This is a genomic window from Arsukibacterium sp. UBA3155 (assembly GCA_002364615.1).
In the GTDB taxonomy this organism is placed as follows: Bacteria; Pseudomonadota; Gammaproteobacteria; order Enterobacterales; family Alteromonadaceae; genus Alishewanella.
Genome location: DEYP01000013.1, coordinates 142,881 through 156,735, shown reverse-complemented (window position 1 = coordinate 156,735; position 13,855 = coordinate 142,881). Strand labels below are relative to the sequence as shown.

Annotated in this window: 14 protein-coding genes; 13 read left to right on the top strand and 1 reads right to left on the bottom strand. The window is 51.6% G+C overall.

Annotated features, from left to right (window positions below; all coding sequences use genetic code 11):
* A complete protein-coding gene (locus B2X65_RS04720) occupies positions 1–2,121 on the bottom strand; it encodes a flagellar hook-length control protein FliK (RefSeq protein ID WP_290610984.1) in 2,121 nt (706 codons plus the stop codon).
* Positions 2,122–2,224: 103 nt separating this feature from the next.
* Here B2X65_RS04720 and ccmA point away from each other — a divergent pair, with 103 nt between their 5' ends.
* From ccmA to tviB, 13 genes are all read left to right on the top strand, one after another.
* Complete coding sequence (ccmA, locus tag B2X65_RS04715) at positions 2,225–2,920, top strand: cytochrome c biogenesis heme-transporting ATPase CcmA (RefSeq protein ID WP_290610983.1); 696 nt, start codon at positions 2,225–2,227, stop codon at positions 2,918–2,920.
* A complete protein-coding gene (gene ccmB, locus B2X65_RS04710; RefSeq protein WP_290610982.1) occupies positions 2,914–3,576 on the top strand; it encodes a heme exporter protein CcmB in 663 nt (220 codons plus the stop codon). Before ccmA ends, ccmB begins: the two co-directional genes overlap by 7 nt.
* Before the next feature lies 1 nt (position 3,577).
* Positions 3,578–4,312 carry a heme ABC transporter permease gene (locus tag B2X65_RS04705; protein ID WP_290610980.1) on the top strand — a complete coding sequence of 245 codons (735 nt, stop codon included), beginning with the start codon at positions 3,578–3,580 and terminating at the stop codon, positions 4,310–4,312.
* Between the two features lie 2 nt (positions 4,313–4,314).
* Positions 4,315–4,515, top strand: a complete 201-nt coding sequence (gene ccmD / locus B2X65_RS04700) for a heme exporter protein CcmD (protein WP_290610979.1) — start codon at positions 4,315–4,317, stop codon at positions 4,513–4,515.
* Entirely contained in the window at positions 4,515–5,045 is a 531-nt protein-coding gene (ccmE, locus tag B2X65_RS04695) for a cytochrome c maturation protein CcmE (RefSeq protein WP_290610978.1), read from the top strand. Before ccmD ends, ccmE begins: the two co-directional genes overlap by 1 nt.
* Positions 5,046–5,056: 11 nt before the next feature.
* On the top strand, positions 5,057–7,036 hold the full coding sequence (locus B2X65_RS04690) for a heme lyase CcmF/NrfE family subunit (protein WP_290610977.1): 1,980 nt from the start codon (positions 5,057–5,059) through the stop codon (positions 7,034–7,036).
* The gene (locus B2X65_RS04685) at positions 7,029–7,613 is read left to right on the top strand and encodes a DsbE family thiol:disulfide interchange protein (RefSeq protein ID WP_290610975.1); all 585 of its coding nucleotides are present in this window, start codon (positions 7,029–7,031) and stop codon (positions 7,611–7,613) included. The genes B2X65_RS04690 and B2X65_RS04685 overlap by 8 nt, the downstream gene beginning before the upstream one ends.
* The gene (locus B2X65_RS04680) at positions 7,613–8,122 is read left to right on the top strand and encodes a cytochrome c-type biogenesis protein (protein WP_290611044.1); all 510 of its coding nucleotides are present in this window, start codon (positions 7,613–7,615) and stop codon (positions 8,120–8,122) included. The genes B2X65_RS04685 and B2X65_RS04680 overlap by 1 nt, the downstream gene beginning before the upstream one ends.
* Positions 8,119–9,324: a c-type cytochrome biogenesis protein CcmI gene (gene ccmI, locus B2X65_RS04675; protein ID WP_290610974.1), complete on the top strand. Its 1,206-nt coding sequence runs from the start codon at positions 8,119–8,121 to the stop codon at positions 9,322–9,324. Before B2X65_RS04680 ends, ccmI begins: the two co-directional genes overlap by 4 nt.
* Before the next feature lies 1 nt (position 9,325).
* Positions 9,326–10,174, top strand: a complete 849-nt coding sequence (locus B2X65_RS04670; RefSeq protein WP_290610972.1) for an MlaA family lipoprotein — start codon at positions 9,326–9,328, stop codon at positions 10,172–10,174.
* A gap of 91 nt (positions 10,175–10,265) precedes the next feature.
* Entirely contained in the window at positions 10,266–11,402 is a 1,137-nt protein-coding gene (gene wecB, locus B2X65_RS04665) for a non-hydrolyzing UDP-N-acetylglucosamine 2-epimerase (protein WP_349678699.1), read from the top strand.
* A 120-nt stretch (positions 11,403–11,522) separates the two neighbouring features.
* On the top strand, positions 11,523–12,548 hold the full coding sequence (locus B2X65_RS04660) for an SDR family oxidoreductase (protein ID WP_414631410.1): 1,026 nt from the start codon (positions 11,523–11,525) through the stop codon (positions 12,546–12,548).
* Positions 12,549–12,564: 16 nt separating this feature from the next.
* A complete protein-coding gene (gene tviB, locus B2X65_RS04655; protein WP_290610970.1) occupies positions 12,565–13,842 on the top strand; it encodes a Vi polysaccharide biosynthesis UDP-N-acetylglucosamine C-6 dehydrogenase TviB in 1,278 nt (425 codons plus the stop codon).
* Positions 13,843–13,855 lie beyond the last annotated feature (13 nt).

Below are 13,855 nucleotides of genomic sequence, written 5' to 3'. Positions count from 1 at the left end.
TTATACTTTTACCGTTAGCAGGCTGTTGTGTCGGGGCAGTAAGCTTTCAGGTATCTTGCCCAGCTGACAGTCCGCTTTGGTGACGGTTAAACCCTGCGCCGCGCAGCGATCTTTTAACAGCGGCAGAAATTTCTGGGCCAGCCGTAATGCCTGATTATGGTCGGTATAAAACTGCAGTTGCAGCTCATGATCCTGTAATTTGGCGACTGCCAGCAAATTACCGAATTGGTGTAAATCGAATTTCATGGTCAGTTGCCACTGCTTCTGACCGGTGCTACCACTTCTGCCATCGGCTTCGCGCTGCTCTATTTGTAGTTGCGGCAGGATAGTCTGGCCTTGCTGCTGCAAAGGTAACTGCAACAACCACTGCTGCAGCTGACTTTGCGCATCTACCGTGGCCAGCTGGCTTTGCTGTAATGGGCTGCTTAAGCTGGCCAACTGGCGCAGCGCACTGCCAGCTTGCGCGCCATCCAGCTGCGATACCAGTTGGCTTAAGCGGTTTGCCGCGGTGTTGCCGGCCGGTGTTTGTTGTTTCTGGCTTAAGTGGCCCAGTAGTAACTGAATGGCCAGTGCCAGCGTGCCGCCTGTGGTTTGCAGATTTGGCTGGCTTTGTAATGGCTGAAACTGCAGTGCGGCAGCAAGCTGAGCCGCGATCGCCGGCGGCGCTATTGGTTTGCTGATTTCTGGCAGGCTTTGCTGGATCTGGCTGAACAATTGTTGCAGCGCTACCGGCAGATTTGGCATGCTACCGGGCTGCATTAACGGTTGAGATAATAACGGCAGCAAATTACGCCAGGCCTGAGTTTTTACCTCCGGCGGTAGCTGCAATAGCTGTTGCATAACAGGGGTTGTCTGAACGGTATTTTTCAGTGGCTGCTGCGATGTGCCCGCCTGCACGTTAACTGGGCTGGCCTGCCAGTTTATCGGCCGATCGGCCTGGTTCTGGCCCACCGTGACGGTGCTGCTTGGTCCGCTGGCTTGCAGCAGCAATTGCCATTGTCCGTTTTTATTCTGCGGGGCCTGCAATTGCAGCAACAATGGCACCAGATTATTTGCTGGGGTTAGCGGGGCGCTGGCCGGGGACAGGCTTGCCGTAATGCTTGCCATACTGGCCAGTGTAGCCGACAGTTGTGGCGGTATCGTAACACTCAGCTGGCCGATACGAATTTTAGTGGCATCAGGAGCAATACGTTGCTCAATCGGCGGTAGCTGACTTACCAGGGCACGTAACAGTTGCTGCGCGGCCGGTGGGCTCAGAGGAAGCGCTTCGGCGCGTGCCGGGCTGGCGGAAACTGTCCTGGCCTCTGCAGCAGGTTGCAGCGACAATTGAAGCGAATTGCTTTGGCGTGGGGTTATTGTCAGCAAGACACTCTGGCGCCCTGCTGTTAGTGGAGGGGGTTGCCCCGACGTTGCCTGGCTAACCTGAATAAGCCGGCTAAAAGCGGCAAGTTCCTTGCTGGTTAAGGTAAGCAAAACCTGGCTGGCAGCGGTAGTGCCGGACAATTGCAACTGACCGGTTTTCAGATCAAGCAGCATTGGCAGCGTAATCGCCTGGCTGGCAGTTTGAGCCTGAGCTGACTGATTGACAGCCATGTTAGCCGGCAGATTGACCTGAGCCTGCTGCGAGTTCTGCGAGTGCTGAGAGTGCTGAGAGTTAGCCTGCGCGGCCAGGTTGCTGCCAGCGCTAATGCCGGCCCGGGCATGGTTACTGGTCAGGTTAACGCCACTGTCCGGTTTTATCATCAGTGCCGGCAACTGTTGGCTTAGCCATTGACTGATCACCGGTTGCAGTTGGGCTGTGCTCAGGCCAATACTGCTGGCCGCTGGTGGCATAGCCTGTACGGTAAGGCTAAATTGATTATTGCTAAGGGGGCTTAACTTTATCTGTAACTGCGGGCCAAATTGCTGACTGATTTGCTGAGCCAGCTGAGCGGGCAGTGCAATTTTCAGCTGCCCCTGAGGCGTTTGCAGTTGCAGCTGACTGGTGCCCGACAGCATTTGCAGCCTGGCGGTGTAAAGCTCGCCAACCAACAATTTTAGCTCGGCGCTGTTTACGCCGGCTTTGGACGGCGCGGCTGACGGCGGACTCTGCAGTAATTTTTCCAGATTGATCTGGTTCATATTTCCCCTGATTAATCACCATGCCGGCAGTTGTTCTGATTCGTATTCCCGCCGCGGTATGCTACTATGCGCGCAATTTTAACAGCCGTCGATACCAGGGCCAGTGAACTTAAATCAGCCACTATCTGCCAGCACTGAAGCAACGGATGCCGCATCCATTGCCACAAAAAATGCCGGGCCTGTGTTACAAGGCCAGCAGTTAAGTTGCATCCGGCAAGACCGGGTGTTATTTGAGCAATTATCGCTTCAGCTTAGTTACGGCCAGTTGCTGCAAATACAAGGCAAAAATGGCGCCGGCAAAAGTTCATTGCTACGTATTTTAGCGGGCCTGGCACAGCCCGACGATGGCCACTTGTATTATCAGGCTAAGCCATTCGCTCAAAGCTTGCCAGCTTATTGCGCTAACTTATGTTATATCGGCCATCAGAGCGGTGTTCATGAGCAATTAACGGCGCTGGAAAACTTACGTTTCTGGCGCGCCGCTGCTACCCTGCAACCGGCTGATGATTGGGCGCTTCTGGCCAAACTGGGTTTAGCGGGCCTGGAAGATGTGCCGTGCCGGATGTTATCTGCCGGGCAGCAGCGGCGCGTATCTCTGGCCAGGTTGTGGTTAACCCCGGCGTTAATCTGGATCCTCGATGAGCCTTTTACTGCACTGGACCAAAGCGCGATTAGCCTGTTGCAACAGCATATGCTGGAACATCTGAATAAGGGTGGGGCCATTATCTTAACGACGCATCAGCAGCTTACGTTGCAATTTCAGTCCTTAATTCAGCTGGAGCTGGCCTACCGATGGTAAGCATGGTTTTTTTACAGCGTGAATTGCGCTTACTGGCCCGGCAAAAAGCCGACTGGCTAAACCCCATCCTGTTTTTTATTATTGTGCTTAGTCTGTTTCCATTAGGGATTGGGCCAGAGCCCAATATGTTACGTATTATTGCTCCGGGGGTTATCTGGATTGCGGCACTGCTCAGTGTGCTGCTGGCCGCAGAGCGGCTGTTTAAAGACGATTACCGTAATGGCGTTATCGAGCAGTTGGTGGCAGGACGGCATAGCCTGCTGGCGTTCGTGCTGGCAAAAACCTTTGCTAACTGGTTAAGCACCGGGCTGCCATTACTATTGTTGTCACCGGTGGTTGCCCTGTTGCTGGGGCTGGAGCAGGCGGCACTTGGTGCAATGGCGTTGACTTTGCTGCTCGGTACCCCGTTGCTTAGCCTGCTAAGTGTGCTTGGCTCGGCCCTTACCATGGCTGCTGATAAAGGCGGTATTTTACTGGCGCTACTGATTTTGCCACTGTATATTCCGCTATTAATTTTTGCCAGTAGCGCTATCGAGGCTGCCAGTATCGGGCTGGGGTATCAGGGGCAGTTGGCCATTTTACTTGCCATGTTATTATTGGCGTTAGCGCTGGTGCCGATGGCGGTAACCAGTGCCTTGCGAATTAATGTGAGTTGATATGTTTAAGTGGTTAGATCCGTACGCAAAAAGTGAAACGCTGTATCATTTTTGCGGCAAACTGCTGCCTTACCTGATGGTGAGTGCGCTGGCACTTCTGCTGCTTGGCAATATCTGGGGGTTGGCATTTACCCCGGCTGATTATCAACAAGGTGACAGTTACCGGATCATTCATATTCATGTGCCATCCGCCATTATGTCAATGGGCGCTTACGCAGCCATGGCCAGTGCGGCGTTTGTGGCGCTTGTCTGGCAAATTAAAGTGGCCCACTGGGCCGTGCTGGCCATCGCGCCAATTGGCGCGGTGTATACTGTCATTGCACTGGTGACCGGTATGGCCTGGGGCAAACCTATGTGGGGCGCCTGGTGGGTATGGGATGCCCGCTTAACCTCGGAACTTATTCTGTTATTTTTATACTTAGGTGTTATCGCGTTAAATGGCGCATTCAGTGACCGGCAAGTGGGCGCTAAAGTGTCCAGCCTGCTGGCATTAATCGGGGTGATTAACTTACCCATTATTCATTTTTCAGTAGAGTGGTGGAATACCCTGCATCAGGGGGCCAGTATTACTAAGTTTGCCAAACCATCCATTGACCCCAGCATGTTGTGGCCATTGTTAATCAGTATTCTGGCGTTTGCCGTATTACTGTTGGCGTTAACCTGCTTAAGGCTGCGCACTGCCATATTAATGAACGAACAGCACCGGCCCTGGGTCAGAAAGCTGGTAGGAGGCTAATCATGCATTTTCAGTCGTTCAGCGAATTTCTGGCCATGGGAGGCTATGGCTTTTTTGTCTGGTTGTCGTTCGGTATTACCTATTTGCTGTTGCTTGGGTTAATTACCGTCAGTGTGTATCAGCAACACCAATTTAAGCAGCAGTTAAAAGCGACGATTGCCCGCGAACAACGAGTTAAGCAGTATCAGGAGCAACAAATCTAATGCAGCCAAGACGTAAAAAACGCCTGTTGTCGATTTTACTCATTATCAGCCTAATCACCGGTGCCGTCGGTGCCATGCTATTTGCCTTGCAGCAAAACATTGACTTGTTTTACACCCCCACTCAATTGGTGGAGGGGCTGGGGAAAGATAAAGTAAAACCGATAGTCGGACAGCGCCTGCGTATCGGTGGCATGGTAGTGCCCGGTACAGTGTCACGCGATCCGCAAAGTTTAAAAGTTCGTTTTCAGCTGGTTGATACCGGCCCGACCGTCTGGGTAGAGTATGAAGGCATTTTGCCTGATTTGTTTCGCGAAGGGCAGGGCATTGTCGCGCAAGGCACCTTGCAGGCACCGGATGTTATTGCGGCAACGGAAGTACTGGCCAAGCATGACGAAGAATATATGCCTGCAGAAGTCGCCGAAGCGATGAAAGGGATCCGACACGTGCCACCCTCGCAGGCCAATTTTGCCACGGGTGACAGCGCTGCCGAGAATGACTACCGTAAACCAGCAGATAAACCAACGTATTAAGGGGCAGGGCGATGATAGCTGAATATGGCCAGCTGGCACTGACCTTTGCTCTGGCATTATCAGTACTACTGGCAATAGTGCCATTTTATGGCAGTTTTAGTGGTAACCAACGGGCATTGCTGCAGGCCAAACCGTTGGCGATTGGTTTATTTATTTTTTGTTTGCTGGCAAAACTGGCGCTGGTTCATGCGTTCTTAACCAGCGATTTTACCGTGATTAATGTCGCGACCAATTCCAGTTCAATTTTACCCTGGTACTACAAAATCACCGCCAGCTTTGGCTCCCACGAAGGCTCAATGCTGCTGTGGATCTTAATGTTGTCTGGCTGGACTGCGCTGGTGGCGATATTTTCCAAAGGCCTGCCGTTGTTAATGCAGGGCCGGATCCTGGGTGTGCTGGGCCTTATTAACATCGGCTTTATTGCATTTTCGTTGTTTATGTCTAATCCGTTTGCCCGTAGTTTGCCGTTTTATCCGGTCGAGGGGATGGATTTAAATCCGCTGTTGCAGGATTTTGGCATGATCATCCACCCGCCGCTATTGTATATGGGCTACGTGGGCTTTGCGGTGTCGTTTGCCTTTGCGATCGCCGCATTAATTGGTGGTAAATTTGACAGTACCTGGGCGCGCTGGGCCCGGCCCTGGACCCTGGCAGCCTGGTTGTTTTTAACCTTAGGCATTATGTTTGGCAGCTGGTGGGCCTACCACGAGCTGGGCTGGGGCGGTTGGTGGTTCTGGGACCCGGTTGAGAACGCGTCTTTCCTGCCTTGGCTGGTAGGCACGGCGTTACTACACAGCCTGGCGGTGACCGAAAAGCGCGGTACGTTCAAATCGTGGACGGTATTACTGGCATTAGGGGCTTTTTCGTTAAGTCTGGTCGGGGCATTTTTAGTCCGCTCCGGCGTGTTGGTATCGGTGCACTCGTTTGCTGCCGATCCCGACCGCGGTATATTCTTACTGATATTCTTGCTGCTGGTGATTGGTGGCTCGCTGGCGTTATATGCCAGCCGGATGAATTCAGTGCGCAGTCAGGCCCGTTATCAGTTGTTTTCGCGCGAAGTGATGCTATGGGGCAATAATGTCTTTTTATTAACCGCCACCCTGGTGGTGTTTCTAGGCACGCTATTCCCGCTGTTCCATAAAGAGTTGGGGCTGGGCACCATTTCGATTGGCGAACCATTTTTTAACCAGATGTTTTACTACCTGACTATTCCATTTGCGTTGTTGCTTGGCCTCGGGCCCTGGGTGCGCTGGAAACAGCAACCGGTGAAGCCATTACTTGGGCCTTTTAGTTTAATTGCACTGGCCAGTCTGACGTTGGCCCTCGGTACCCTGGCTGCGATGCAAAGTATCCAGGCAAATTTAGCCTTGCTGGGGTTGCTGTTAGGCGCCTGGGTGGGCTTATCCGCATTATACGAGTTATACCAGCGGCTTAGCCAGTTTGGTTCGGTTAGCAAAGGCGCGTTTAAGTTACACGCCAGCCACTATGGCATGACTATCGCCCATATCGGTTTTGCCGTGTTGGTGGTGGGGGTGGCCATGACTAAAACCTACAGTGTCGAGCGCGATGTGCGGATGCAAATTAACGACAGCATCAGCCTGGCCGGTTACCAGTTTACCCTACTGGAAGTCTACCCGTTGCAGGGCGCGAACTTTGGTGGCGAAGCGGCTGAAATTGCCGTGCATAACAGTAAAGGACAGCTAATCAGCCAGTTGCATGCCGAGAAACGTTTTTATCAAATTCAGCGCACCGTGATGACCGAGTCGGCAGTGCATGCCAGATTAAGCCGTGATCTTTACGTATCATTGGGCGAGGCGCTGCCGGACAATGCCTGGGCACTGCGACTTTACGTTAAACCTTTTGTGCGTTGGATTTGGCTGGGTGGGCTGCTAATGGCACTGGGCGCGCTGGTGGCACTGCTTGATAAGCGCTATCGCCGGGGCAGTAGCAGGCTTACTGCAGCAAATAAGTCGGAGGCTATTAATGCGTAAACTTATGTTTTATGTGCCATTGGTGTTGTTTCTGACTCTGGCGTTATTTTTACTCAGTGGTCTGTTTTCAAACCCGATGGAGCGTGAATCCGTTACCACCAACAAACCGTTGCCCGCATTCAGCCTGCCTGATTTAATGCAACCAGCACAGCGCTGGCAGCCAGAGCAACTGCGTGGTGAAACGTTTTTACTTAATGTTTGGGGCACCTGGTGTCCTACCTGTAACGCCGAGCTGAGTTATATGACAGAGCTGAAGCAGCAGGGCGTTAAAATTATTGGCTTATATTATGTATTGCCGGTCGATCCATTGCTGGGTGAAAGTTTTGATTTAACAATGCTACAGGCCGATGTCAGCAACAAATTGCAGCAGCGTGGTAATCCATATCAGTTTAATATACTGGATGCAGATCGCAGTTTATCGCTGGATTTAGGCGTAAGCGGTGCACCTGAAACCTTTATTGTCGATAGCAACGGCATCGTGCGCGAACACCATATTGGCGATATTAATCCGCAGGTGTGGCGCAATAAACTGGCGCCGCTTTATCAGAAATGGCGGCAACAGGATGGCAGCCAGTGATGAAGACTCTGCTTTGGCTCCTCACCAGCATACTGCTTGCCCTTTCGGCTTGTGCAACACCGGCTTTTGCAACAGAAGAAGCATTGCGTTTTGATAACGAAACGCAACGGAAACTCTACCAGCAGCTGACGGCTGAGCTGCGTTGTCCACAGTGTCAGAATCAGAATATTGCCGATTCTAACGCGATTGTCTCTGTCGACATGCGCCAGAAAACTTACGATATGATTAAGCAGGGCAGCAGTCGCGACGACGTATTAGATTATATGATTAACCGTTATGGCAATTTTGTACATTATCAGCCACCGCTAAATCGCTACACCTTGTTATTGTGGCTGGCACCAGTGCTTATGCTGCTGGCTCTGGTCGCGCTGCAGCTAAAGCGCCGCCGGCAGCAGGCTGCTGAATCTTCATCAGAAGCCGCAGCAGAGTCTGCATCTGAGCAGAGCGCATCGGCTGCGCTGGATGCCGAGCTGGACGAATTGATCGAACAATACCGGAGTAAGAAATGACGTTATGGCCTCTGCTATTGGTTGCCCTGCTTATGTTGGCGCTTTGCGTCATAATTATCAGCTGGCCCCGTAAAGCCAACGCGGCCAATAACCAGACGCCGCTGCAATTATTTGAAGAGCGCCTGCAACTGCTGGCGTTGGCCCGCGACAGTGGCGAGTTGGCCGAGCAGGATTTTGCCAGCGCCGCGGCAGAATTAAAACAGCAGTTTAATCAGCAACAGCAGCAAACCATCAGTTTTCGCCAGCCGAAACACCAGTTGTTATGGCATTTGGCTCTGGTCGCGCTGGTGTTTGTGGTGGTGGCATTAACCTATCGGTTTAATGGCCACTATCAGCAACTGGCCGACTGGCAGTTAGCCAAAACTGAACTGGCAAGTTATGGGGAGCGGGCGCTGCTGGGCCAGGGTGAGCCATTATCTGAACATGAAACCCGCTTGTTTGCGTTGGCACTGCGCACCAAGCTGGCAGTGGATGGCGATGACGCCGTAGCCTGGATGTTACTTGGCCGGATCTGGATGTCACAGGGCTTAATGGAAGATGCTATTGAAGCATTTGAAAAATCGCTGGCGCTTAGCCCTAACCGCATACCGCTGTTGTTAAATTACTCCCAGGCATTAATTGTGGTCGGTGGCGATGAAAACCTCGGCCGGGCCGGGCGCGCGGTGGCCAGGGTATTGTTAACCGAGCCCGATAACCTCGATGCCATGTCGTTAATGGCGTTAATCGCCCACGACAAAGGCGACACGGCTGAAGCTATTAAAGCCTGGAGCTTACTGGCAGAGCAACTGGAGCAAGATGACCCGCGTTATCCGCTGGTTCTGAGCAAGCTAAGTGAGCTGGGCGCAGATACTATTGCCACTATTGGCCGGCAAATCCGGGTGCGCTTAACGGTAGCGCACCAGCTGGCAGCAGCCAATCCTGATGCCAGCCTGTTTTTATTCGCCCGCGCGGTTGGGGGGTCTAACTTACCCTTAGCGGTGCAGCGCATACCGCTGCCCAGTGGCGAAGTAGAGTTACTGCTGGACGAAAAAATGGCTATGCAGCCAGAATGGAGCTTAGCCAGAGCGGAGCAAGTGATAGTGGTTGCCCGTATGTCACAGGCAGGAACTGTAGAGCAAATGCCGGGCGATCTGCAGGTAGAATCTGACATCCTAACCTTTAACGAAGCAAAAATCAGCGTAGCGCTGACTCTGGAACCCTGACATGGCAGTGAGATACAATACGTTACGATTACCGGCAGTGCTTAGCCTTTGTGCAGCGTTGTTTGTCAGTGGCTGCGCCAGCAAGGTTGAGCCGCCCACACCGCTAAATCAGCAGCAAAACGCCGAGCAGAATGAATATGTTGAGGCAGCAGAGGCGGCAGAGCCCGAAGCGCCTGCCTATGCTGACCCGCGTGATCCGCTGGAGTCCATTAACCGGCCATTATGGGATTTTAACTACGATATACTGGATAAATACCTATTAAGGCCAGCGACAGTAGGCTATATGACCGTGGTACCCAAGCCGGCTCGCAAAGGTTTAATCAATGTGGTGGAGAATTTAAACGAGCCTGCCAGTTTTTTAAATGGCTTATTGCAGGCTAAACCAGACCGTGCTGCCATCAGCGCCGGCCGTTTTCTGGTTAACTCTACTGTCGGTTTGCTAGGCTTATTTGATGTTGCCTCGAAAATTGGTCTGACCGAAACGGAAGAAGACTTTAACCAGACTCTTGCAGTATGGGGCGTGGGTGATGGTGCTTATTTAATGGTGCCTGGCCGCGGGCCAACAACGGTGCGTGATACCGCAGGTGACGTGGTAGATGGCTTATATTTTCCGTTGGCGTTACTAAGTACGCCATTAACCATCACCCGTTTTGCGATCAATGCTTTGGATAGCCGGGAACAGTTGATGAACCTGGAACAAATGCTGGAAGACTCACTCGATCCGTACGCTTTTGTTAAAGAATCTTATTATCAACGTCAGGAATTTAAAATATACGACGGTAATCCGCCACAGCCCAAAGAAGAAGAGCTGGACGATGAGCTACTGGACTATCTTGACGAATTCCAATAATTAAAATCACTCTGACCCTTTTTTCCTTTTCCTGCTATAAGAAAAAATGGGTCAGAGTGATTTAAATGGATTTACAGAATTAAGGATTAATATGATTAAAGTACTCAGCGTGTTCGGTACCCGCCCCGAAGCAATTAAAATGGCGCCGCTGGTAAATTTGCTAAAGCAAGACAGTGAAATCGACAGCCGGGTTTGTGTCACCGGCCAGCACCGTGAGATGTTGGATCAGGTACTCAGTTTGTTTGCTATACAACCTGAATATGATTTGGCCATAATGAAGTCCGGCCAGGATCTTTACGACGTGACCACCAGCATTTTGCTGAAAATAAAGCCGGTGTTACGTGATTTTCAGCCCGATATCGTGTTGGTGCATGGCGATACCAGCACCACTTTCGCCGCGGCGCTCGGCTGCTATTATGAAAAAATTGCGGTTGGCCATGTTGAAGCAGGGCTGCGCACCGGCAACATCTATAGCCCGTGGCCGGAAGAAGCTAATCGGAAGCTGACCGGGGCCATTACCAGCCTGCACTTTGCCCCAACAGATACCTCAGCGGCTAATTTGGTGGCGGAAAATGTGGCTGCCACGTCTATTATGGTTACCGGTAACACCGTTATTGATGCCCTATTGCAGGTAGTGGATAAAATTACTGAAGACGAAAAACTGAGTGACGCCTTTGCCAATCAGTTTCCATATGGTCAGAATGGCCGGCGTTTAATTCTGGTTACCGGCCACCGGCGTGAGAGTTTTGGCGATGGCTTTGAACAAATATGTGCCGCCTTAGCTGAGCTGGCAAAAACCTTCACCGATTGCGACATCGTTTATCCGGTGCATTTAAACCCGAATGTGCGCGAGCCGGTCTATCGTCTGCTGAGCGATGTCAGCAATGTTCACTTAATTCCGCCGCAAGATTATCTGCCGTTTGTGTACCTGATGAGTAAGGCGACGATTGTACTGACCGATTCTGGCGGTATTCAGGAAGAAGCACCATCGTTGGGCAAACCCGTGCTGGTAATGCGGGATACTACCGAGCGGCCGGAAGCCGTCAGTGCCGGCACCGTAAAGCTGGTTGGTACTAACCGCCAGAGAATTGTCGAGCAGGTCAGCCGTTTGCTTACCGACAGCGAGTACTACCAGGGTATGAGCTTTGCCCATAACCCTTATGGCGACGGTAAAGCCTGCCAGCGGATAGTTAGCGCGATAAAGCAACATATGGCCGCCAGCAAATAATATTTTAACGCGCTATGCAGAGGTTTAACTCCGTTGCGCAGCCATGTTATGCTGCAGCGAGTTAAGTGCTGTGTGGAAAATACCCTGAACAGCCAGCAGTCGGTAGAAGGATTAACAGAAATGGATTTTAGGCAGATAATTAAAGAAAAAGCCGCAGGTTCAGCTACGCCACGCTGGCTGATAACCGGTTGTGCCGGCTTTATCGGTTCCAACTTATTACAAACCTTACTGGAAGCCGATCAACAGGTTACCGGCCTGGATAATTTTGCCACCGGCCATCAACGTAATTTAGATGAAGTGCAACGCTTGGTAAGTCCTGAACAATGGCAACGGTTTACCTTTATTGAAGGCGATATTCGTAACCCCGGGCATTGCCAACAGACCGTTGCCGGAGTCGACTATGTACTGCATCAGGCGGCGCTTGGCTCAGTACCGCGCTCACTGGCCGATCCGGTTACCACCAATGAAGTGAACATAAGTGGTTTCCTAAACATGCTGGTGGCTGCCCGTGACGCGGGCGTTAAACGTTTTGTGTATGCGGCGTCCAGTTCTACCTATGGCGATCATCCGGCCCTGCCCAAAGTAGAAGCCAATATTGGCAAGCCTTTATCCCCTTATGCGATTACAAAATATGTCAACGAACTGTACGCTGATGTATTTAGTCGTAGCTATGGCTTTCATAGTATAGGCTTGCGGTATTTTAATGTGTTTGGGCCGCGGCAGGACCCCGCAGGTGCCTATGCTGCGGTCATTCCAAAGTGGACTGCAGCCATGATCGCCGGTGACAAAGTGATCATTAACGGCGACGGTGAAACCAGCCGCGATTTCTGTTTTATCGCCAATGCGGTGCAGGCCAATATCCGTGCTGCACTGGCTACTATTGAGCAAAGCGAAGTGTTTAATGTGGCCGTGGGTGACAGAACTACCTTAAACCAGTTATTCAGTGCCATCCAAACGGCACTGGCCGGCAACGGTATTGCTTATCCACATTGTCCGCAATATGCCGATTTCAGGCCGGGCGATGTCCGCCATTCGCAGGCCGACGTCAGTAAAGCGCGTTTAATGCTGGGCTATTTACCCAGCCATACTATTAACGAAGGTATCGCCGTGGCGATGCCCTGGTACATTGCCCAGCCAGCAAAATAATGGCAAAAGGAAAGATATGACAGCGTTAACAGATGCAAAACTGGCCGTTATTGGTCTTGGTTATGTCGGCCTGCCTTTGGCGGTAGAATTTGGTAAGCATTATCAGACCCTGGGTTTTGATATTAATCGGGCCCGGGTAGCCGAGCTGCAAAACGGTACAGACCACACGCTGGAAGTCAGCAGTGAAGAGCTGGCCACTGCCAGCAAGTTGCAGTTCAGCCATCAGCTTGATGACTTAAAAAGTGCCAATATTTATATTGTCACGGTGCCAACGCCAATTGACGAGCACCGCCGTCCCGATTTAACCCCACTAATTAAAGCATCCGAAACGCTGGGTAAAGTGATAAGCCAGGGCGATATCGTAATATACGAATCAACCGTGTATCCCGGCGCGACTGAAGAAGATTGTATCCCGGTTATAGAGCGGGTATCTGGCCTGAAATACAACGTCGATTTTTACGCCGGTTACAGCCCCGAGCGCATTAATCCTGGCGACAAAGAGCACCGGGTTACCACCATTAAAAAGGTCACATCCGGCTCTACGCCGGCCATTGCGGCGACGGTTGATGCTTTATACGCCAGCATTATTACTGCCGGCACCTATATGGCAAGTAGTATCAGAGTGGCCGAGGCTGCCAAGGTTATTGAAAATACCCAGCGAGATCTGAACATTGCGCTGATCAATGAATTGGCCGTTATTTTTAATAAACTGGATATCGACACCGAAGAAGTATTACTGGCAGCGGGCACCAAATGGAACTTCCTGCCATTTCGGCCAGGCCTGGTTGGTGGCCACTGTATCGGGGTCGACCCTTACTACTTAACCCATAAAGCACAATCTATTGGTTATCATCCGGAAGTTATTCTGGCTGGGCGGCGCATCAACGACAGCATGGGCCGCTATGTGGTCAGTGAGCTGGTAAAAGCCATGGTGAAAAAGCGCATTCACGTTGCCGGGGCCAAAGTGTTGTTAATGGGCCTGACCTTTAAAGAAAACTGCCCCGATATCCGCAATACCAAAGTGATAGATATCCTCAGTGAGCTAAAAGAATACGGCGTAACGGCTGACGTATACGACCCCTGGGTTGATGGCAAAGAAGCGGAGCATGAGTACGGCATTACTCCGATTACCAAGCCCGCAGCTGGCAGCTACGATGCCATTATTCTGGCTGTCGCCCACAAGCAGTTCCGTGAAATGGGCGCAGCAGGTATCAAAGCGCTGGCCAAGCCTCAGCATATTTTATACGACCTGAAATACCTGCTTAACGCCGCCGACGCCGACTTAAGGCTGTAATTCCTTCTAAAAA